Source organism: Shewanella schlegeliana (assembly GCF_016765635.1).
GTDB classification, from domain to species: Bacteria; Pseudomonadota; Gammaproteobacteria; order Enterobacterales; family Shewanellaceae; genus Shewanella; species Shewanella schlegeliana.
This window is the reverse complement of record NZ_JAESVD010000011.1, coordinates 1-23,233: the sequence shown is the minus strand read 5'-3', so window position 1 is coordinate 23,233 and position 23,233 is coordinate 1. Positions and strand designations below refer to the sequence as shown.

The 23,233-nt window shown below is 44.2% G+C and carries 16 protein-coding genes and 2 rRNA genes; 9 read left to right on the top strand and 9 right to left on the bottom strand.

The genetic code is table 11. The annotated features are described in order from the left end of the window. Nucleotides 1-53 precede the first annotated feature (53 nt). The 7 genes from JMA39_RS17025 to ampD all read right to left on the bottom strand — a co-directional run bounded on the left by JMA39_RS17025 (nt 54) and on the right by ampD (nt 13,275). On the bottom strand, nt 54-4,523 hold the full coding sequence (locus JMA39_RS17025; protein ID WP_202723062.1) for an EAL domain-containing protein: 4,470 nt from the start codon (nt 4,521-4,523) through the stop codon (nt 54-56). Nucleotides 4,524-4,677: 154 nt separating this feature from the next. Further along, on the bottom strand, nt 4,678-6,105 hold the full coding sequence (gene lpdA / locus JMA39_RS17020) for a dihydrolipoyl dehydrogenase (RefSeq protein ID WP_202723061.1): 1,428 nt from the start codon (nt 6,103-6,105) through the stop codon (nt 4,678-4,680). A gap of 221 nt (nt 6,106-6,326) precedes the next feature. After that, nucleotides 6,327-7,928, bottom strand: coding sequence for a pyruvate dehydrogenase complex dihydrolipoyllysine-residue acetyltransferase (gene aceF / locus JMA39_RS17015; protein WP_202723060.1), 1,602 nt, complete (start codon nt 7,926-7,928; stop codon nt 6,327-6,329). A 13-nt stretch (nt 7,929-7,941) separates the two neighbouring features. Then, entirely contained in the window at nt 7,942-10,602 is a 2,661-nt protein-coding gene (gene aceE, locus JMA39_RS17010) for a pyruvate dehydrogenase (acetyl-transferring), homodimeric type (protein ID WP_202723059.1), read from the bottom strand. 106 nt (nt 10,603-10,708) lie between these two features. Then, nucleotides 10,709-11,461: a pyruvate dehydrogenase complex transcriptional repressor PdhR gene (gene pdhR, locus JMA39_RS17005; RefSeq protein ID WP_202723058.1), complete on the bottom strand. Its 753-nt coding sequence runs from the start codon at nt 11,459-11,461 to the stop codon at nt 10,709-10,711. Nucleotides 11,462-11,817: 356 nt separating this feature from the next. After that, on the bottom strand, nt 11,818-12,669 hold the full coding sequence (gene ampE / locus JMA39_RS17000; protein ID WP_202723057.1) for a beta-lactamase regulator AmpE: 852 nt from the start codon (nt 12,667-12,669) through the stop codon (nt 11,818-11,820). A gap of 63 nt (nt 12,670-12,732) precedes the next feature. Next, complete coding sequence (ampD, locus tag JMA39_RS16995; protein WP_202723056.1) at nt 12,733-13,275, bottom strand: 1,6-anhydro-N-acetylmuramyl-L-alanine amidase AmpD; 543 nt, start codon at nt 13,273-13,275, stop codon at nt 12,733-12,735. 503 nt (nt 13,276-13,778) lie between these two features. On the opposite strand from ampD, the gene nadC reads away from it, so the two are divergent. The 9 genes from nadC (at nt 13,779) to mutT (ending at nt 22,469) form a co-directional block, all read left to right on the top strand. Next, nucleotides 13,779-14,663, top strand: a complete 885-nt coding sequence (gene nadC / locus JMA39_RS16990) for a carboxylating nicotinate-nucleotide diphosphorylase (RefSeq protein WP_202723055.1) — start codon at nt 13,779-13,781, stop codon at nt 14,661-14,663. A gap of 1,229 nt (nt 14,664-15,892) precedes the next feature. Continuing rightward, complete coding sequence (locus JMA39_RS16985) at nt 15,893-16,342, top strand: prepilin-type N-terminal cleavage/methylation domain-containing protein (RefSeq protein ID WP_269154457.1); 450 nt, start codon at nt 15,893-15,895, stop codon at nt 16,340-16,342. Nucleotides 16,343-16,435: 93 nt separating this feature from the next. Further along, nucleotides 16,436-18,145, top strand: coding sequence for a type IV-A pilus assembly ATPase PilB (pilB, locus tag JMA39_RS16980; RefSeq protein WP_202723054.1), 1,710 nt, complete (start codon nt 16,436-16,438; stop codon nt 18,143-18,145). Between the two features lie 56 nt (nt 18,146-18,201). Then, nucleotides 18,202-19,467, top strand: a complete 1,266-nt coding sequence (locus JMA39_RS16975) for a type II secretion system F family protein (RefSeq protein ID WP_202723053.1) — start codon at nt 18,202-18,204, stop codon at nt 19,465-19,467. A 26-nt stretch (nt 19,468-19,493) separates the two neighbouring features. Beyond that, the gene (locus JMA39_RS16970) at nt 19,494-20,405 is read left to right on the top strand and encodes a prepilin peptidase (RefSeq protein WP_202723052.1); all 912 of its coding nucleotides are present in this window, start codon (nt 19,494-19,496) and stop codon (nt 20,403-20,405) included. Between the two features lie 29 nt (nt 20,406-20,434). Beyond that, entirely contained in the window at nt 20,435-21,040 is a 606-nt protein-coding gene (coaE, locus tag JMA39_RS16965) for a dephospho-CoA kinase (protein WP_202723051.1), read from the top strand. An 8-nt stretch (nt 21,041-21,048) separates the two neighbouring features. Next, the gene (gene zapD / locus JMA39_RS16960; protein WP_202723050.1) at nt 21,049-21,783 is read left to right on the top strand and encodes a cell division protein ZapD; all 735 of its coding nucleotides are present in this window, start codon (nt 21,049-21,051) and stop codon (nt 21,781-21,783) included. 60 nt (nt 21,784-21,843) lie between these two features. Then, nucleotides 21,844-22,080, top strand: a complete 237-nt coding sequence (yacG, locus tag JMA39_RS16955; RefSeq protein WP_202723049.1) for a DNA gyrase inhibitor YacG — start codon at nt 21,844-21,846, stop codon at nt 22,078-22,080. After that, a complete protein-coding gene (gene mutT / locus JMA39_RS16950) occupies nt 22,080-22,469 on the top strand; it encodes an 8-oxo-dGTP diphosphatase MutT (protein WP_202723048.1) in 390 nt (129 codons plus the stop codon). The genes yacG and mutT overlap by 1 nt, the downstream gene beginning before the upstream one ends. 379 nt (nt 22,470-22,848) lie before the next feature. Here mutT and rrf read toward each other — a convergent pair. Together rrf and JMA39_RS16940 are read right to left on the bottom strand one after the other, a co-directional pair. Continuing rightward, nucleotides 22,849-22,964: ribosomal RNA gene (rrf, locus tag JMA39_RS16945) — 5S ribosomal RNA — on the bottom strand. Between the two features lie 182 nt (nt 22,965-23,146). Next, nucleotides 23,147-23,233 (bottom strand): 23S ribosomal RNA (locus tag JMA39_RS16940); the annotation flags it as partial.

Genomic DNA, 23,233 nt, shown 5'->3' with positions numbered 1-23,233 from the left:
ATGTCTTAACGTATTTTATTTAATGGCAATGCGCAAGAAGTTGTGCACTTCAACTAACCTTCTAAGCTTAATTCTTGCTCTTGCTTTAGCCCCATGTAATCTTCAATTGCAGCTACAGGCATAGGCTTAGCAAAGTAATAGCCCTGAATAACATAACAACCTCGACTGAATACATGTTCGAGTTGCTCATGAGTTTCAACGCCTTCAGCAACGACATCCAACTTTAAGTTTCTTGCGAGTTCTATAATACTGCTGGCTATCGCCTGATCGGCCTTATTGGTTGCTATATCAATCAAAAAAGAACGGTCAATCTTAAGGGTATTAACTTCAAAATGCCGTAAATAAGCTAGCGACGAATATCCCGTACCAAAATCATCAATCGCCACATCGATACCTATCTCTTTAAGTGCTTTAAGGTGTTGCTTGGCGACCTTGAGCTCCTTCATCAACACCCCTTCGGTGATCTCTAATGAAAGTGCGGAGCTTGGCATATGTGTTTCAGCCATGATCTGCTGTACACCGCTAATAAAGTCTGGAAGACGAAAGTGTAACGCTGAGATGTTAACCGAGATCTTAATAGGCTCTGCTAACTGTTTAGCCCAACGTGCACCATAAAGACATGCCTCCCGCATCACCCAACGGTCTATCTCAACAATAAGCCCGCACGCCTCTGCAACCTTGATAAAAATATCTGTGCGAATAAAGCCCTCTTTAGGGTGACGCCAGCGTAGAAGGGCTTCCACACCAACGAGTTTATCATTTTGTAAAATATCTATTTGCGGTTGAAAGTGCAGCTCAAGCTGATTTCTCTCTATCGCCTTGCGTAGATCCGCTTCTAGCTTCAAGTGATAAAGTGCTTCAGCATTACGCTCTACCGAGTAGTACTTAAAGTGGCCCCGTCCCTCTTCCTTAGCATGATACATGGCCAAATCTGCATTTTTAATTAACGCCTCAGGCTGCTTAGCATCTTCAGGCCATAAACTCACACCTATACTGGTTGAGATATAAAACTCTCTACCATAGAGCATAAAGGGCCGTTCTATAGTCGCAAGTAACTGTTCACACTGGTAGTTTATCGCATCAATATTAGGGTTATCTCTAAGTAGAATAACAAACTCATCGCCGCCAAAGCGGCACAGCACATTTTCATCAGAGATAAGCGCTTGTAAGCGGTTGGATGCCTCAACTAACAAGGCGTCTCCCATACTGTGACCATAGGAGTCGTTTACATGTTTAAACCTATCTAAGTCTAAGAAAAGCAGTGCTAAGCTACTCCCCTCCTTCTCTGCCTGATACACGGATTGAGAAAGTTTACTCGAAAATAACGAACGGTTAGGCAAGCCAGTCAATACATCGTAATTGGCTAAACGACGTAGATCCGCTTCAGTGCGTTTACGCTCGGTAATATCTGAAAAAACAGCTACGTAATGGCTAGTGTCACCATTAGTATTTAAGATAGAGGAGACATTTAGCCAGACAGGCCGCTTAAGCCCCTGTCCAGCATCCACAAAACACTCACCAGTCCAACTGAGCCCCTGCTGCAATAAGTTGGTGATACTGGAACTCACCCCCTCCACCTGTAACAGTTCGAGAAATGCTAACCCAATCAAATGTTCTGGCGTTAAGCCAATCATATCTTGGGCCGATTTATTGGTAACTTGAACCTTTTCGCAACTATCAAAAATAAGCACGGCTTCTGAAGTATTTTCAAATGCTTGCGCTAATAGGTAAACGTCATCTTTGAGTTTACGTTGTTCGGTAATATCACTGTAGATCCCCGATACACGCTCTATTACTCCGGTTGATAGATTGCGCTCCACAGGGCGTCCCATGACGCGCACCCACCCCATACTGCCATCAGTTCGCCAGTATCGATACTCAATCTCAAACCTATCGGTACGCTCCTGCAGCATATCCTCCCAAGCCGCCATCACTTCGCCAGCATCTTCTTGATGAATGGGGAACTCTTGTAGGCTTAGGTATATTTGTGGCTCATGGGCACTCAATAACCCTGCAATATTTTCTAGGCGAAACAGCCCCCCTTCTCGCTGCCACTCCCACAGTTCAGAGTTACTGCCTTTCAGTGCCTGTTTTAAACGATTTTCACTATCTAAAAGTGCCAAATTAATCACTTTAAATGCTTTCACTTGGCGCTGACGAATAAAGATAAACCCTAGCGCTGTAAGTAATAGACATAACAGCAGCATTGCTTTAAACCATGAAGTCTGCCACCAGAATTTTTCCACATAAAAGTGATAGGAAAATGGCTTGTCTGACCAAATTTCATTATCCATACTGAGGATATCAAGTGCATAGGCTCCAGACTCTAAACCCGAAATATTCAGCTGCGAGTTGCCATCGAGGTAGATGTAGCTAGTTTGTTCATCAAGGCCGCTACGACGCAAACGATACTGAAGTTGCATCGGCTTCTCATCAAGGAAGTTGTTACGAGATAACTGAAAGCTAATTAATTGTGCACCGGGCAAAATATGATAGTCACTCTGTGGCATCAAGTTGAGTTCACTGCGGTCCTCAAAATAGATCTCTACAGACTCCAATATCACTGTGTCATGAGCAGTTCGATTTTCTAGCGCGCCAACATTGAGCAACATGGCACCATCAGGCGTACCTAGGTATAACCCTTCATCAGCCGCAAAATAAGCCCCCTCATTGAGCTCATCACTAATCCAGCCATCATGTGGCAAGACCGTGATAATTTCACCGTCGATGAGGTTTTGACGGATCATGGATCGGGGACAACCAACCACACGATAATGCCCTATCCTCTCAATAAAAAAGATACCGTTACAGTTAACCTTCCAATCATCGGTCACGCTTCTAAGGGAACCGGTTTGCACATCATAAGAGAGCAACCCCTGCATATCCAAGCCAAGCCATAGCTCTCCAGGGTTAACTTCTTTAATAAATCGAACATCAGGTTCACCAGGGCGAAAACTTAATGGCTCCAATACAGGGTGAAAGGTCTCCTGTGAGTCTAAGTAACCAAAAATATGCTTACCACCTAGCCATAAACGCTGACTGCTATCCCGGGTAATCGCCACGATCTCAACGGCTATATGACTATTGAGGGCACTGCCTAAACGCACAAGCTTTGGCTCTAGGAAACCTTCCTCCCAATAATATAGCCCACTGCTAGTCGCAAACCAGATGCGCCCCTTGATGAGGGGATCGAAATAAGTGCTGTAAACAATTTTATATTCAAGCGAACTTTGCCCACCAGACCAGCTAGCAAAACTTTGACTATGGAAGGTATGCTTATTAACGACAGATAAACCATTGGTACTCGACACCAATAGATAATCTTCATCTAACGAGTCGATTTTATAAATACTGTCATTTAGATTTATGCCATAAGGATTAATAACATAGGACTTCTGGGTGCGCTTATCCACCAGCATCAAGCCAGCATCGGTGCCGAACCAAAGGTGTTTATCATCGGCATAGATGGTCCAAATCACCTCGTCTTTAATCTGGTAGGGGGAGGCTTTGCTGTACTTATCAATAAGAAAGTCTGGATCGTTGGCTAAGATAGCCACTCCATCACCACTGCCACCAACCCAAATCAGGCCAGTCTCATCAACGGCAATATCGTAGGTATAATCGATATTAGATTTAAGCTTTAATTCATTGCCGTATAGCATGCCCTTTTTGGCATCGGGAAACCATCGCAGCAATCCAGTCCGAGTGGAGAGCCAGAGAAACCCCTGTTTATCTTCGGCGATACTCGTAATGTAATGTTCGAGTTGTTCGACTTTGTGTATTGCTAAGCTTGTTTGGTCGATCTCAAATAGGCCTTTACTCGAGGTGATCCAAGCTCGGCCACTAGAATGACGGAAAACATTTTTAATCTCTCCCCAAGCATCATGCCAGGGCAGAACTTCCAATCTAACCCCATGAATATCTCGAACCTCTAGATGCTTCTCCTTACCAATAAGCAATCGCTGCTCAGACAGAGGTAGCATAATACGCCATGGATGATCGGGATTACTGGGAAGGAAATTTATCCGTTCAAGTGACATGTTTTGATAGTTGAAGCGAAGTAGCTCACCATCAAAGGTCAAAAAAATCCTGTCGCCACTCGCTTCCTCTATGTGAGATACGATACCGCTACCGCGATACTCAGGAAACAACTCAGGGTTACCAAATTCAGTAAATTTATTAGCGTAAATATCATACAGATAGATTCGGTTAGCGCCACTGACAAGGATATGCTGCTTACTAAGAGGGAGCGAGAGGTAGAGCTGACTGTCGGAGAGTTTTGAGTTTAAACCGACCTTATCGATACGGCGGACTTTATTACTACTGACTCGATACAGTCCCTCTGCTGTCGCCAACCAGGTAAAACCGTGCTCATCAAAAGCGATATCCCACACGTTGCCATTGGTGAGTCCATCACTGGCAGTCAATACGCGTTGCACCACGCCGCTAGCCAAAGCAGGGGCAGCGCAGGTAAGTATTAATAGAATGAAGCTAAGCCAAAATTTTTTGATTATTGTTCTCATCTGCTTCGCGGCTCTTTCAGATTAACCTGAATGTATCATTTAGATAACAGAGATTCACCATTTGATTACCTAAATAGCGCTCGTCCGAGTAGCAGATAATAAAAAAGCGCTCAAAAGAGCGCTTTTTTGGGTTCGAGCGGTTGTTCTTACTCGCTTACTTTTTCTTCTTTGCCTTTGGATTTGGCAAGTCAGTGATTGAGCCTTCATAAATCTCAGCCGCTAGGCCAACTGACTCATGCAGTGTAGGGTGTGCATGGATAGTTAGCGCTAGATCTTCAGCATCGCAACCCATTTCGATTGCTAGGCCGATCTCACCTAGTAGCTCGCCGCCATTAACACCGACAATAGCACCACCGATAACACGATGAGTCTCTTTGTCGAAAATCAGCTTAGTCATGCCGTCTGCGCAGTCTGATGCGATTGCACGTCCACTTGCTGCCCATGGGAAAGTCGCAGTTTCGTATGCAACACCTTGCTCTTTCGCTTCTTTCTCAGTTAGGCCAACCCACGCAACTTCAGGATCTGTGTACGCAATTGATGGAATAACCTTAGGGTCAAAGTAGTGCTTAAGACCAGAAATCACTTCTGCAGCAACATGACCTTCATGCACACCTTTGTGTGCAAGCATTGGCTGACCAACGATGTCACCGATTGCAAAGATGTTTGGTACGTTAGTACGCATCTGCTTATCGACATTGATGAAACCACGCTCATCAACATTCACGCCAGCTTTTTCAGCGTCTAGACCTTTACCATTTGGTACACGGCCAATCGCAACTAATACAGCATCGTAACGTACTGGCTCGGCAGGAGCCTTCTTGCCTTCCATTGTGACGTAGATACCGTCTTCTTTGGCTTCAACTGCCGTCACTTTAGTTTCAAGCATCAAGTTGAACTTCTTCTTGATCTTCTTGGTATAGACGCGAACTACGTCTTTATCTGCAGCTGGAATAACTTGGTCGAACATCTCAACCACGTCAATTTCACTGCCTAGAGAAGAGTACACGGTACCCATCTCTAGACCTATGATGCCACCGCCCATAACCAGTAACTTACCAGGCACTTCTTTAAGCTCTAGCGCATCAGTTGAATCCCATACACGTGGGTCTTCATGAGGAATAAATGGCAACTGGATTGGACGAGAGCCTGCAGCAATAATCGCTTGTTCAAAATGAACGACTTTAACGCCATCTTCACCTTGAACTTCTAGCGTGTTCGGGCCTGTGAACTTACCTAGACCATTAACCACGTTAACCTTACGCATCTTAGACATTCCGCCTAAGCCGTTGGTTAGTTGACCGATTACCGACTTCTTATATTCACGTAGCTTATCAAGGTCGATCTGAGGCTCACCAAAAACAACACCATGATCGGCAACCGCTTTGACTTCTTCAATAACTTTAGAAACATGAAGTAAAGCTTTAGAAGGGATACAACCTACGTTTAGACAAACGCCACCTAATGTGCTGAAGCGCTCAACGATTACAGTATCTAGGCCTAAATCCGCAGCACGGAATGCAGCAGAATAACCAGCAGGGCCAGCGCCTAGTACAACTACCTGAGTTTTGATTTCGTTACTCATGTTTTCCTCTATTCTTTTTATGTCGTTGGTGGCATCGATTTAACGATAAGTACCGACTCAACGATAAACTGTGGCCAAATCCTTTGTAAGGTGGCCGCATTTTAACCTTTGTTTGATGCGGATCACAATCCTAGTAGTGCTTAATCTTGTTGATGATTCTTAATAGTTGAAAATTAAGCTATCTAGAAAATAGGCTGCTTAAATCAAGCAGCCTATTTTGTTTAAAGCACTAAGGTACGAATATCTGATAAACAGCTATTCAAATAAGTGATGAAGCGCGCACCATCGGCACCATCGATCACTCTATGGTCATAAGAGAGTGATAGCGGCAACATCAAGCGAGGCTCAAACTCTTTACCATTCCAAACAGGCTTCATGTCTGACTTAGATACGCCCAAGATGGCCACTTCAGGTGCATTCACAATCGGTGTAAATGCCGTACCACCAATGCCACCTAAGCTTGAAATGGTGAAGCAACCACCCTGCATATCTGCTGCAGTTAACTTACCGCCACGGGCTTTCTTAGACACTTCTTTCAATTCATCAGAAAGTTCATGAATCCCTTTCTTGTTCACATCCTTAAAGACTGGAACAACAAGGCCGTTCGGTGTATCAACGGCAATACCTATGTTGACGTACTTCTTCAAAATTAAGCTTTCACCATCTTCAGACAGTGAAGAGTTAAAGGTTGGGAATGTTTCCAACGCTTTAGCGACAGCCTTCATGATAAACACTAACGGCGTGATCTTCATGCCGGAGTCTTTCTTCGCTTCAGCGGCATTTTGCGCCTTGCGGAAAGCTTCTAGCTCAGTAATATCTGCATCATCCCACTGGGTAACATGCGGGATCTTCACCCAGTTACGGTGTAGGTTAGCACCTGAGATCTTTTGAATACGTGATAATGGTTTAACTTCTGTCTCACCAAACTTGCTGAAATCAACTTTTGGCCATGCTAATAGATTCAAATCGTTACCGCCACCTGCGGTATTAACACTGCCCGATTCAACTTGCTTGATCGCCGCTTTAATGTAGTTTTGAACGTCTTCTTTAATGATACGGCTCTTACGACCCGTACCTTTAACATTCCCAAGGTTAACACCTAGCTCACGTGCCATACGGCGGATCACTGGCGATGCATGAGCGTAAGCGCTGTTCTCAACAAAATCTTCTTTCGCTGCCGTTGTCGGTGCCTGACTAGAAGCTACTGCTTGGCTAGGTGTAGAAGCTGCAACGGGTGCTGCTGGCGCAGGCACTGATACTGGAGCAGCAACAGGTGCACTCCCCGCCACTTCGAAGGTCATGATTAATGAGCCAGTAGAGACCTTGTCGCCTTGAGCAACTTTAATCTCTAATACTTTACCAGCAAAAGGTGCAGGCACTTCCATCGCAGCCTTATCACCCTCAACACTAATAAGTGATTGCTCTTCGGTTACTGTGTCACCCACATTGACCATGATCTCAGTCACTTCAACTTCATCGCCACCAATGTCAGGTACGTTGACGTCTTGAGCTGTTGGCGCTGCCGATGGTGCTACTGCGGCCGCCGGAGCAGACTCAGCAACAGGTGCTACCTCTGTTGTACTCGCTGCAGCGTCAGATTCAAAAATCATAATTAATGAGTCTGTAGACACTTTATCGCCAACAGCCACTTTGATCTCTTTCACAACACCCGCTTTCGATGCCGGAACTTCCATCGCCGCTTTATCGCCTTCAACAGAGATAAGCGATTGCTCCAACTCAACCTTGTCACCAACGCTAACAAGGATCTCTGTTACTTCAACCTCATCCGCACCAATATCAGGGACATTAATTTCGATTGCCATTTTGTCTTGCCTCTTACGCGTATAGCGGGTTTGTCTTGTCAGTGTCGATGTTGAACTTAGCGATGGCTTTCGCGACCACAGACTTTTCAATATCACCACGTTTTGCTAGTTCATTCAGTGCTGCAACAACAACATAGCCAGCATTGACTTCAAAGTGACGACGTAGGTTTTCACGGCTGTCTGAGCGACCAAAACCATCTGTACCTAGTACTTTGAATGCTTCTGAAGGCATAAATGCACGAACTTGTTCCGCATAATTCTTCATGTAATCTGTTGCTGCAATGGCCGGCTCTTTGCCCATCACTTGGGTGATATACGCTTGCTTAGGCTCGGCTTCAGGATGCAACATGTTAAAACGCTCTACATCTTGGCCTTCACGAGTTAACTCGTTAAATGAAGTCACAGAGTAAACATCTGAAGCGACATCGTACTCATCACTTAAGATCTGTGCTGCTTTACGCACTTCATTCATGATAGTGCCGGAGCTCATTAGCTGAACCTTATGACTACCTTTATAAGACTCAAGCTTATAGATACCTTTACGAATACCTTCTTCACAACCCTCTGGCATAGCTGGCATCGCGTAGTTTTCATTCATCAGCGTCAAGTAGTAGAACACGTTCTCTTGATCGCCATACATGCGACGGATCCCGTCTTGCATGATAATTGCCAACTCATAAGCAAATGTTGGATCGTAAGAGATACAGTTCGGAATCGTGTTTGCCTGAACATGGCTGTGGCCATCTTCATGCTGAAGACCTTCACCGTTTAGTGTTGTACGACCCGCCGTTGCACCTAATAGGAAACCACGTGCTTGCTGATCACCCGCCATCCATGCCATGTCGCCAACACGTTGGAAACCAAACATAGAGTAGTAGATGTAGAATGGGATCATTGGTAGATCGTTAGTGCTGTATGAAGTTGCTGCTGCAACCCAAGATGACATAGCACCTAGCTCGTTGATACCTTCCTGCAAAACTTGACCTGAAGTGGCTTCTTTATAGTAAGACACCACGCTACGATCTTCAGGGGTATACTCCTGACCATACGGGTTGTAGATACCAATCTGACGGAACAGACCTTCCATACCAAAGGTACGCGCCTCATCGGCAATAATAGGAACGATATTCTTACCAATTCCCTTATTTTTCAGCAGGATGTTTAAGGTACGTACAAACGCCATAGTGGTTGAAATTTCGCGTTTTTGCTCAACAAGCAAAGAGCTGAACTCTTCAACAGCAGGCAGTTCTAACGGCTGCGTGAAGTTAGGCAGACGCTGTGGTGTATAACCGTGCAGGGCATCACGACGAGCATGCAGATAATCATACTCAGGTGAGCCTTCCTCTAACTTTAAGTAAGGTAGCTCTGATACTTTGTCATCGGTTAGCAAGTCGCCAAGACCTAAACGGTTGCGTAGCTGAAGTACATGGGTCATATCCATCTTCTTCACGCCGTGAGCAATGTTCTTACCTTCAGCAGCATCACCCATGCCATAACCTTTTACAGTTTTAGCTAAGATGACAGTTGGTTTGCCTTTGGTTTCTTGCGCATTTTTAAATGCCGCAAACAGTTTAGAAGGCTCATGTCCGCCACGCTTAAGTGCGAAGATCTCTGCATCTGTCATATCAGACACAAGCGCAGCGGTCTCTGGATACTTACCGAAGAAGTGCTCACGAACATAAGCACCATCTTTAGACTTAAATGTCTGATAATCACCATCGATGGTTTCATTCATCAACTGCAGTAATTTACCTGTGGTGTCTTTTGCAATAAGTGAGTCCCAGTTATTACCCCAGATCACCTTAACTACGTTCCAGCCTGCGCCTCTAAACAGACCTTCAAGTTCTTGAATGATCTTACCGTTACCCATTACAGGACCATCTAGGCGCTGCAAGTTACAGTTAATTAAGAAGCATAGGTTGTCTAGCTTTTCACGGGCAGCGAAAGAGATTGCACCACGAGATTCCGGCTCATCCATCTCGCCATCACCCAAGAATGCATATACACGCTGAGCAGAAGTATCTTTAAGGCCGCGACCATCTAAGTACTTAAGGAAACGCGCCTGATAAATAGCAGACATAGGGCCTAGACCCATAGATACAGTAGGGAACTGCCAGAACTCAGGCATTAGCTTTGGATGCGGGTATGAAGGAATACCTTTACCGTCCACTTCTTGACGGAAGTTATCAAGCTGCTCTGCAGTCAAGCGACCTTCAACGAATGCACGCGAGTAGATACCCGGAGAGATATGACCTTGGTAATAAACTAAATCACCACCGTCCACTTCATTTGGTGCACGGAAAAAGTGGTTAAAACACATTTCATAAAATGAAGCTGCAGATTGATAAGACGCCATATGACCGCCAAGATCTAAGTCTTTCTTAGATGCACGCAGCACAATCATGGTTGCATTCCAGCGAATAATCGAGCGAATACGACGCTCAATTGTAGTATTGCCAGGATAAGCAGGCTCTTGACTCGTAGGAATAGTATTAATGTAATTTGTAGTAATCCCCGTCGCCATATCGACACCGTCAAGACGGGCCTTATCTAGAACTTGTTCTAATAGGTATTGAGCACGCTCAACCCCCTCTTCTCGTACAACAGATTCTAAAGCAGACAACCACTCGTTGGTTTCTAGTGGATCGACATCTTGTAGCATATGTTCAGACATTTGCAGTCCTTTCCTATACGTAATACCTAAGTAACTACTGCCAGTTATTAGTGTATTTGGATTTAATCTACTTCGGTTACAAGCCTATTCTTCGAATCGAGTAAGCTTATACACCACTCTTTAAGCGGCGCAGACTACGCTGCAACCGGCTATCTTCTTCCCTTACAGACAACATCACTTCTTCGATGTAACTTAAGTGTTCATTCGAAGCTTCGCGTGCCGCTTCAGGGTCTCGACGAACAATGGCAGCAAGCAGTGCTCGCCGGTGTTCATTGGCCATCGTAGAGGCTTCTTCGCGTCGGCTTAAAAGCTCTAAGTTCTGTGCCACGTTTTTGTGCAGCACAGGGGATAAACTTAATACCAGGTGTAACATTGCCACGTTGTGAGATGCTTCAGCGACTGCACGGTAAAAACGCACAATGGCATTGGCTTGCTCTTCGATGTCTTTAGCGGCTTCCACTTCAAGAATGGTGCGCTTGATATTTTGCATATCGGCATCATTACCACGAAGCGCAGCAAAGTACGCCATCATGCCTTCGGTGGCATGACGAAACTCCAGCAAGTCATACTGACTCTCTGAATCTGAATGCATTAGTTCAACGATTGGATCGGCAAGACTTTGCCAAAGCTGCTCTTTTACATAGGTACCGCCGCCTTGGCGACGCATCAACAAGCCTTTTGCTTCAAGTTTCTGGATCGCTTCACGCAAAGAAGGTCGGGAGACTTCAAATTGCAACGCCAGTTCACGTTCAGGGGGAAGCTTCTGACCTGGCTGGATACTGCCTTCCAAGATCATCTGTTCCAACTGTCCCATAATGACGTCGGATATTTTCGGCTGGTTTATTTTGCTATAAGCCATATGGGCCTCAGCTCCTATTGTAAATTGGTCTTACCAATTTAATTGACTGAGCGCACTTTATCAAATCACACTTTGGATGTCCAGTTAGTGATCCACATCATATCTATGCGCAATGTGTGAGCATAGCTGATTTTTTTCACTATGGGGTCAGACCAATGTGCCAAGTTAGATAATTAGCGCATTGATAATTATTATCATAAGCAATTAAACATGGAGAGATTTTTAATGAATGATTAAAGATAAAAAGGTTTGTGCGAATCACTTAAACTCAGTGCTTCGCACACAAGTTTGCCTAGTTATATTAAGGCTTATTTTTTATTAACAACCTGACTGTTTGCCTATTAACTCACCACCCTTTAATTAACGACACCGAGTATAGTCATTAACGACAGCACAGTGATCAGCAAGATAAAGTTGCGTTTACTCAGTTGCAGCAATGCTATTGTCGACTGTAAACAGATAGGTGCAGATGATGCTTCAGGCAGAGTTTCTGCTGCGACCGCAACATGGGTGATAATATCTCTAGCCGAACGATTGGGCTTAGTCGCATTTTGCAGCCAGACCGCAATGGCTTGTCTAAAGTGACCACTTAGTACATAACCAAATGAGAAGATTCGACTTGGTAGCCAATCTAATACAAATAGTAGGTTATCCACCAAAGGCAATGACCTCTCACGAAGCTGGCTCTGCTCACTATAAAAACGCACACTGCAATAAAGCACTGCTCCAACCGGGCCTAGCACGATAAGATATAAGGCAATGGCACCATAGTAACGATAGTTGATCCAAGCAACGCTTTGACCAACTTTCTCACCTAAATCCTTCTCATCCACCGACTCTAGACTCTGACTCGGATCCAGTGCTTTTGCATAGTGAAAGCAAGCTTGTGAATCGCCGCGACAAGCGGCTTGAATATAGCGCTTAAAAGCCTGTCTCTGGGTATTATGACTAAAGCACAAGACAGCAATTGCCACCCAAAGTGCAACGCTTACTGCCCCCCAAAGTAAACCTGAAACCAACCAAGATAAAACATAAACCACCAGACTAGGCAGGATGATCGCCAAGATCATCGAACCCAACGAGGGCTCGTGCTCATCGGTTATTAATGTTTTATGGTACTTAGCTAATAACGCATCAAACTGCCATCCATCAGGTAAGAGCCTTAATCGCTCGACCAAAATGGCGACTAACAACGCAAACAAAGCCATAATTTCCACCTTTCCTATTTAACTGCAGCAAAACCAAAAGCTGCATGTCCATTAGCGTCCTACCTACAGTGCCGCCTTATATCGCAGCCAATCAAAGCGACTACCGGGATCCGTTTTTCTCCCTGGTGCAATATCACTGTGGCCTGTAACCCTATCCTTATTGAGTGCGGGGTAATGTGTAAATAAGCTATGAGTCAGCTCAATCAAGCGTTGATACTGCTCATCAGAATAGGCAACATCGTCTGTTCCCTCAAGCTCAATGCCTATGGCGAAGTCATTACAGTTTTGTCGCCCATCAAACTCAGACACTCCCGCATGCCACGCGCGCGAGTCACAAGAGACATACTGCACTAGCTCGCCATCTCGCCGTATCAGAAAGTGGGCCGAGACCTCTAATCCCTGTAACGCTTTAAAGCTTTCATCGGCCTCGATATCTAAACAGCCTTGAAATAACTGGTCGATATAGGGCTCACCAAAACAACCCGCTGGCAAACTGATATTGTGGATCACCAACAGGCTCACTTCATTGAGCGGTCTTAGATTAAAATGGGGTGATGGGCAAAATCGAGCCTGAATCACCCAGCCATCCTGTAAAATAAGCGACAAAACCGAGATCCAAAAGCTAATATATTAAGCGCACTTTAGCAGTTTTAACCCTATGAATATAGCTACTCTTTTGAGTTTTATCACCCTAAAAAAGCGACCAATTCAAGAGTATAAGCGCAATAATGCTAGCCTCTCCCCTAACACCAATCAGTATAAACATTTGGTCGCTCAGCGAGAATTTAGCGGCTCTAAGGCAAGGCAATGAGTGAAGAGCATAGCTATGCTACAGTTAAGCTCACTCTTGTTTAAAAAGAGTCACAGCATCAGAACCGCTAAAACTCGCCATTCTGGAGCGTTTTTGACTGCCTACTTCTGCGTTGAATAGCTTTATAAGTGAATAACCATTATTGCAGCTATTCACCTTGAATGAGTTTGCCAAAAAACGCTCTGAGTAGATCAAACTCTTATACTGATTGGTATAACCCTTTATGCTAAGATGAAAACCATTATTAAAGCGTGCCTCATATATTCCTGTAATAAGCCAGTAAGAAAGGACAGCTCACATGCTTGAAAATGACATTCGACTCTCAGTCAAATCAGCTCTTGACGAAGATTTAGGTCATCAAGATGCCAATTCGGACTTTTCCTCTAGACCACGATCCGACGCCGACATTACCGCCCAACTGATCCCTGCAGAAAAACTAGCTCAAGCCACACTCATCACCCGTGAAGAGGGTGTTTTTTGCGGAAAGGCCTGGGCAGAGCAGGTTTTCAATCAGTTAGGTGGCGAAGTCGCACTACATTGGCATGTTGATGATGGTGACTTAGTGCTGCCTAACCAACTCCTTTGCGAGCTTGAAGGTCCAGCAAGGGCCATCCTAACGGGAGAGCGTACAGCGATGAACTTCATCCAAACCCTTTCAGGTGTAGCCACGCTAACTAAGCACTATGTAGACCGTCTATCAGGCACTCACACTCGTCTGCTCGATACCCGTAAAACAATCCCGGGTCTGCGTACGGCGCAAAAATATGCAGTGACTTGTGGCGGCGGACAAAATCATCGTATTGGGCTGTTTGATGCATTTCTAATTAAAGAAAACCACATCATGGCCTGTGGCGGTATCGCCAAAGCGGTGCAAACAGCAAGAGAGCTACACGCCGACAAACTCGTCGAAGTGGAAGTCGAGAGTATTGACGAATTAAAACAGGCACTCGATGCCCAGTCTGATATCGTCATGCTAGATAACTTCGACATCACCATGATGCTTGAAGCAGTTGAACTGAACAATAGCTATAAAGCTCGAGGCCTAGGTGTGAAGTTAGAAGTCTCAGGCGATGTTACCCTAGATACGATTACTAATTTTGCTAAAACTGGCGTTGACTATATCTCAGTAGGCGCATTGACCAAGCATGTGCGCGCTCTGGATCTATCATTAAGGCTTAAATAAACGTTCAGCCTGTCCGATAGCAACTGCGGCGATACTACCAATAAAAGGCCTAAGCTAAACGCTTGGGCTTTTTGTTATCACAAACGACATTTAAAACTAGTCGAAAAATTTGTGAATAAATAACCCGCTAGCCAAATTAACTTTCCTCTTAGCTTCTCAACTTAACTTGTCTGATAACGTTATTATCGTAATGAATAGAAATGCGTTTTAAACGCCTTACCCCTCTATATTTATTCGAGTAAAAAAGAAATGTTAAACCAAGTAATAACTAAAACAGATATATTAAGCCAGCCAAACCAACCCAACTAATAGAATAAAAAACTATAGCTAAAGATTATTTAGCATCACAAACTACTAGCTAAGATTTTACTTTCGAGTCAATACAAAGGGAGCTACACAAGTGTTGCCTTAGCAGCCAAAGCCATTCAGCTTTAAGTTGCACAACGACATTAGTTTCAGCATTAACCTTTAGCTCCTTTCCTCTTCCCGTAATCCCAAAAAAGCAAAACAATCGGCGAATCACAGTTCGCACATAACTATATCCCTACAAAAAATATAGGCATCAACGCTCACAAATTAACCATCAAAAAAATGACACTTAACCAATATACGTCAATATTTACAACACAGACAGATAACCGCTATAACCAACCTACCCACAATTACTTATTTTTTAGAAAGATTAGTAATTAAAAGACCACTTTGTGGCAATCTACTATTCCATTTTTATTAACTTTGTACTAACTTGCACTTAGGCGAGATTGCCGGCTTGGTTAACTCGTTATTGATATAACAACAGCTTTGGCTTAACTAAATATGAAATAGAATATTTATTAACCAAAACTGAGTAGGCTTCAGTTGAAAGAAGTTGTTAAACAAATTATTTAGCCAAAGTAGCGAAACAAATTTGTTAATACTGAATTTTTCTGAAGATGAAACAAGTTAACAATAACGGCGGGTGACCTTTAAATTTAACTTTTATATTTAAGATAGACACGGATACCTAAAGTCGCGCTAAGCGCCACTAAGTAACTCTGGTTAGATACTCTTTTAGCGATAATCGGTATTGGCCCTAGTAGTGAGCATTAGCATAAGGAGCCGCGGCGTGCTAGCGCAGGAGCATCGAGCAGGGTTGAAGCACTACTTACTGATATACACAGTATGAATAGCGATTTGAATAGCAAAGTCTGCGTTCAAACGTGATTCAAAGCTTTCTAATGGAGATAGACATGAAAAGCATGATGAACAGATCAAAAATGAACACAGCTAAGGGCTTCACCCTAATTGAATTGATGATCGTGGTTGCGATTATCGGTATCTTGGCAGCGGTAGCGCTGCCAGCCTATCGAGATTATGTTGCTTCAGCTCACGGCGGTGCGGCAATGAAAGGAGTTAGTGCCTATACATCTAAAGCTGTTGCATGTGTACAATCTGGTGTTGGTTGCGCGTCAATTGTAACTGATAGTGCAAGAGATGAATTGACTATTACACCGACAACTGCTGGTGCTGGCGGCTGGGATGAGCAAAATGGCGGCACTATTGCCTATTCAGATGGCACATGTGTTATCACAGCTACAGTAACAGATGCAGGCCTTGTAACATATGCAGCAACAGTTGATGCCGCAGCATCAGGCGGTTCGACAACTGCTGATCAATGTGCTGATGGTGCAGGTATTTAAAATGCTCTACTTTCAGTAAGAACATTAAGGTTGAAACGTATATGACCGTTTCAACCTTAATTTTAAAATAAATTTTCAACGCTAGGACTGTAAATGCCAACAACGGGGTTACATCTAGGATTATCAACCCTTTTTATCCGCAAAAATTTGCTCACAGAAGAGCAGATAGCACTCGCTATAACTAAATCTCGTAAGAATAAAGCCTCTCTTGTCTCCACCGTTATTTCTGAAAACCTCATCGATGCCCGTAAAATAGCCGAACTCTGTTACGAAGAGTATGGGACGCCACTACTCGATCTCAACGAATTCGATATTAATTCAATCCCTGAAGAGTTTCTCAATAAGAAGCTGATTGAGAAGCATAAATGCTTGCCGCTATTTAAGCGAGGCAACCGTCTCTATATTGCTACATCCGATCCCACTAATATCGCAGCCTTAGAAGATTTCCAGTTTAGTGCAGGTCTGCACGCCGAAGCGATTCTGGTGGAAGATGATAAACTCTGCAAAGCGCTTGAAACCATACTAGAAGATGACATAAGTAGCCTTGATTTAAGCTCAATTGATGAGGAAGCTTTAGCGGGTATTGAAGTTACCGATACCGATAAACGCGATGAAGAACAGGAAGGTAATGGCAAAGATGATGCGCCGATTGTCATCTATATCAACAAAATTCTTACGGATGCGATACGTAAAGGCGCATCGGATCTGCATTTCGAGCCCTATGAGAAACGCTATCGCATCCGCTTTCGTATCGATGGCATCCTACATGAGGTCTCCGAGCCACCGGTTAATTTATCGGGCCGGATCTCTGCTCGCTTAAAGGTGATGTCTAAGCTGGATATTGCTGAGCGCCGCGTACCACAAGATGGCCGCATTAAGATGAAGCTATCTCGCAGTAAGTCTATCGATTTTCGTGTCAGCACTCTACCCACCATCTGGGGTGAGAAAATTGTAATGCGTATTTTGGACTCCTCTTCCGCCCAGCTCGGTATCGAAAAGCTTGGCTATGAGGATGATCAACGCATCATGTATGAAGAGATGCTCGCTAAGCCACAAGGCATGATACTGGTTACCGGTCCTACAGGCTCAGGTAAGACGGTATCACTCTATACTGGTCTGAATATTCTCAATACCGAAGAGCGTAATATCTCCACCGCCGAGGATCCGGTGGAGATCAACCTCGAAGGGGTTAACCAAGTCCATATTAACCTTAAGGCAGGTTTAACTTTCGCCTCGGCGCTACGTTCATTCCTTCGTCAAGATCCCGATGTGGTGATGGTGGGGGAGATTCGAGACTTAGAGACCGCGGAGATTGCCATCAAAGCGGCGCAAACGGGCCACTTGGTGCTATCGACTCTGCATACCAACTCCGCAGCCGAAACCCTGACGCGTTTAATTAACATGGGCGTGCCAGGCTATAATATCGCCAGTTCAGTCAACCTGATTATTGCCCAGCGCTTATCGCGCCGCCTCTGTCCAACTTGTAAGGAAGCTGAAGATATTCCTGCCGAGGAGCTACTAAAGCTTGGATTTAATCAGCAGCATGTTGATGCTGGTATTACTCCATTTAAACCAGTCGGCTGCGACCTCTGTTCTGGCGGTTATAAAGGCCGAGTGGGTATTTATGAGGTGATGAAGATGTCCGATGAAATCGCCCGTACCATCATGGAAGGCGGTAATTCGTTACAAATTCTTAAACAAGCTAAACTGCAAGGGATGCGCGATCTGCGAGAATCAGGCCTGTTAAAGGTCATACAAGGCGTCACCAGTATCACTGAGATTAATCGCGTAACCAGCTTCTAGCCGCCTCCACCTATTTTAGGCTTGAACAATAAACACCTCTATTAAAAGGAACCATTATGGCTACGGCAACAATAAAAAGTAAAAAGCCTCGTGCCAAAAAAACCAAAGACGAGCCTAAAGTCGTCACCTACGAATGGAAAGGGACTAACCGTGATGGGTCTAAAACATCGGGGGAGTTAAGAGGTGTATCGAGCGCCGAAATACGTGCACAGCTTAAAAGCCAAGGAGTAACGCCAAAGCTTGTAAAAAAACAAGCTGCCCCACTGTTTAAACTTGGAGCTCCAAAAATAAAACCCATGGATATCGCCATGGTCACTCGTCAAATTGCCACCATGCTTGCGGCGGGGGTTCCTCTAGTCACCACCATAGAGCTACTTGGCCGTGGCCATGAAAAAGCTAAGATGCGTGAACTGTTGGCAACAATTCTTGCTGAAATTCAATCTGGTGTGCCTCTTTCTGATGCTCTTAGGCCCCATAGGCAATACTTCGATGACCTCTATGTCGATCTAGTAGCTGCTGGTGAACATTCAGGTTCCCTCGATACGGTGTTCGATCGAATAGCCACTTACAGAGAGAAATCAGAAGCCCTTAAGTCAAAAATTAAGAAAGCGATGTTCTACCCTGCAGCCGTTGTTATCGTTGCTATATTGGTAACCTCATTATTACTACTTTTTGTCGTTCCTCAGTTCGAAGAGATCTTCAAAGGTTTCGGTGCAGAGCTTCCCGCATTTACTCAATTTGTCTTAAAAATATCCCGAGGGCTTGAAAGCTCTTGGTATATTTTTGCTCTTGCAATTGGCATTGCCGTTTATGCATTTAAAAAAGCCCATCAGAACTCTCAACACTTTAGAGATCAGGTGGATGCCTTTGTTTTAAAAATTCCCGCCATTGGCCCTATTCTACATAAAGGCGCTATGGCTCGATTCGCTCGCACTTTAGCGACCACCTTTGCAGCAGGTGTCCCCTTAATTGATGGTCTAGAGTCTGCTGCCGGAGCCTCTGGCAATGCAGTCTATCGTAAAGCCATATTAAAAATTCGCACCGAAGTGATGTCAGGCATGCAGATGAATGTCGCCATGCGCACCACAGGCTTATTCCCCGATATGCTTATTCAGATGGTGATGATCGGTGAAGAGTCGGGATCACTTGATAATATGCTCAATAAAGTGGCTAATATCTACGAAATGCAGGTCGATGATGCGGTTGATGGCTTATCAAGTCTTATCGAACCTATTATGATGGTCGTTATTGGCACCGTAGTTGGTGGTTTAATTGTTGCTATGTACTTACCTATCTTCCAGATGGGTAAAGTCGTGAGCTAATAACTAACATTACATAAAGAAAAATAATGACTGAACTAATATCTGTTTTTAGCCAGAACCCTTGGCTGTTTATTGCATTGAGCTTTGTATTCGCCGCCGTGATTGGTAGCTTTTTAAACGTTGTAATTCACCGCATGCCAGTAATGATGAAACGTGAGTGGCAGCAAGAGTGTAATCACTACTTAAGTGAGTACAAGAAACAGGTATTCGATAGCAACAAAAAGCAACTCGAAGCGCCTATCGATGCTTTCCCTGAAAAGTACAATATCGTCGTACCCGGCTCAGCATGCCCTAAATGTAAAACCAATATTAAGGCTATCCATAACCTGCCTATCCTCGGTTGGTTAATGCTTAGAGGTAAGTGTGCCTCCTGTAGCGCTAACATCTCAGCCCGCTACCCGATTGTGGAATTTATAGCGGGTGCTTTAGTCGCATTTTTAGCATGGCATTTTGGTCCAACATTTGAGTTTGCACTCGCTACTTTACTGACGTTTTGCCTGATCGCGTTAACTGGTATCGATTTAGATGAAATGCTGCTGCCTGATCAAATTACCCTGCCCTTATTATGGCTTGGTCTTATCATTAACTTAGGTGGCACCTTTACAACCACATCAGATGCATTAATTGGTGCGGCTGCAGGTTATCTGAGCTTATGGAGCGTATTTTGGCTGTTCAAACTCCTGACAGGCAAAGAAGGTATGGGCTACGGCGACTTTAAACTACTAGCCGTATTTGGTGCCTGGTTTGGCTGGCAAGTATTACCGCTCATTATCTTACTCTCATCACTTGTTGGCGCTGTAGTGGGTATCGCACTTATCCTGTTCAAGAAATTAAATCATGGTAACCCTATTCCGTTTGGGCCTTACATCGCAGCAGCGGGCTGGATTGCCATGATCTGGGGTGAAAGCATAACAAACTGGTACCTATCGACCTTATAAAGGCCATTCAGACAATAAAAGGAAAAGCGATGGCTGATTATATTGTTGGATTAACGGGTGGTATTGGTAGTGGCAAAACGACTGTAGCCAATCTGTTTGCAGAGCTAGGCATAACGCTTGTCGATGCCGATGTGATTGCCAGAGACGTTGTTATGAAAGGCTCCTATGGCCTAGCTCAAATCACCCAACATTTTGGTGATGATATCTTACTAGATGATGGCAATCTAGATAGAGCAAAGCTGAGAGAGAAGATTTTCCATAACGATGCGGAGCGAGTATGGCTAAACAGCCTACTGCATCCATTGATCCGCGAAACCATGCTCAAACAGTGTAAACAAGCACAATCAAATTATGTAATTATGGTTGTGCCCTTGCTATTTGAGAACGGGTTAGATAGCTTAGTAGATCGGACGCTTTTGGTGGATATTTCACCTGAACTCCAACAACAACGAACAATGAGCAGAGATAGCGTTACCGCTCAGCAAGTTAAAAATATAATAAGCAGTCAGGCTACTAGAGCTGAGAAACTGTCAAAAGCTGATGATGTCATAGACAATCAAGGAGAGATATCGGCGTTAAAGTGCAAGGTAGAAGCACTACATAACTTTTATTTAAAATTATCCAGTAATTCTTGAATAACGCCATGACTGAATTGATCTACGAACAGCCTCTGAATGAAAAAATCCGCAGCTACTTGCGCCTCGAGTATTTGGCTCAACAGCTGCAGGCTAACCTAGATGACGATCATCAGCATCGATGCTTTTATCCGCTATTTTCCTTATGTGAACTCTCCGAGCGTTGCGACTATAGAGGGGAAGTACTCAAAGACTTAGATAGACAACTATTCGCGTTATCAAAATGGCAATCACTCCCCTCTATCAATGACGACCAAGTCGAACTCTATATCTCAAAATTGACTGCAGCCAGAGACATATTGCAGCTAGCCCAACGAGCGGGACATCAACTTAAACAAGACCGATTCTTAACAGCCCTAAGGCAAAGGTTTAATATGCCAGGTGCGAGCTGTAATTTTGATCTGCCACAATTACACTATTGGCTAGCTAAGCCATGGGAAGAGCGTCAAGCTGAATATCAAGAGTGGATGAGTCATTTCGCAAGCCTATTATCGCCAGTAAACCTACTTCTAGACTTAACAAGACAGACAACAGAGTATCAAGTCAAGCAAGCTTCTGGTGGCTTCTACCAAGGAAATAGTGAGCAAGCGCTGTCTTTAATACGAGTTAAGCTATCTGCCGAACAGGGCTGCTATCCAACGATTAGCGGCCATAGAAATCGCTACGCCATACACTTTGTACAGTTTGATCAACAAAAACACTCAGACCAAACAGTTGAATTCGAGTTGGCAACCTGCCCCTAACGCTTTAAAATCTGCTAATACACTTTGTAAGCGTCAGCAAAACAGCTGACAAGGTCCATTATGTCTCTAACTGTAAAATGCCCCACCTGCCAAGCACCTGTAACATGGAATGCAGAATCAGAATTTAAGCCTTTTTGTAGCGATCGCTGCAAACTTATAGACTTAGGTGACTGGGCCTCTGAGAAAAATGCAATTCCCGTCAAGCCTGAATTCGATCCTGAGATGCTAGATCAACTCGGTTATGATGAGGCAGATTTTTTTCTAGGTGAAAACCCTTATAACGATGACAAAAACTGATGAGCAAACAGATCCATGTTGCTGTCGGTGTTATTCAAGATTCAAATGACCGAATACTCATTGCTAAGCGCCCACATCACCTTCACCAAGGCGGTAAATGGGAGTTTCCGGGTGGTAAGGTCGAAAAACAAGAAACCACATCAGAAGCGCTTATACGAGAGCTAAAAGAGGAAGTGAATCTAGATGTTGCCTCTACTACTCCGCTAATGGAGATTCACCATGATTACGGTGATAAAAAGGTATTTCTAGATGTCCACAGGGTAACTAATTTTAGTGGTATCGCGATAGGAGTTGAGGGGCAAAGGGTTGAATGGGTGAAGATAAGCCAGCTTAGCCAATACGAATTTCCCGAAGCCAATAAAGTGATCTTAGAAAAAATCCTCAGCTAGCAGCCAACCCCACAATATTCATGAGCTACAAAAGTGGCTCACCTAGCTTTTCCTGCGACTTAAAGCTGTCTTTTCACTCCCCCCCTAATCTACGACAATTCAAACTAGCTTGCTAGAACACCATTCCTGCAGATGTTGTGAGTCTCGATTATGCACGACCGCCATGGATGACGGAAGTGTCGATTATGCACGACTATATGGATATAGGAGGTAGAGTAACGCAGGAGCAGTTACCGAGGAGCATTTATCTACCTCCACATGGTATTGTGCCTCACTGCGTTCGGGCTTTTTATTTCCCCATGTTCGAGTGTTCAATTCAAAAGCCATTAAACGAAAAAATCCCCAACACAGAGTGCTGGGGATTTATCGTGTATTTGGCGCCTGGAAATGACCTACTCTCACATGGGGAGACCCCACACTACCATCGGCGATACTGTGTTTCACTTCTGAGTTCGGAATGGATTCAGGTGGGACCACAGCTCTATGGTTTCCAGACAAATTTGGTAAATTTAGAAAGCTGGACTCGCTATGCAAGTCTTAAAAATTGGGTTCACACTACATTAAGTGCTTCATTCTAATTCTGGTTATGACCTCCATGGATGGAGGAAATACTTAAAAATGCAGGGAGCATTTTAAGTAGAAACATTAGTCTCTCATACAAAACCCATCAGGGTTGTATGGTTAAGCCTCACGAGTCATTAGTACAAGTTAGCTCAACGCCTCACAACGCTTACACACCTTGCCTATCAACGTCCTAGTCTCGA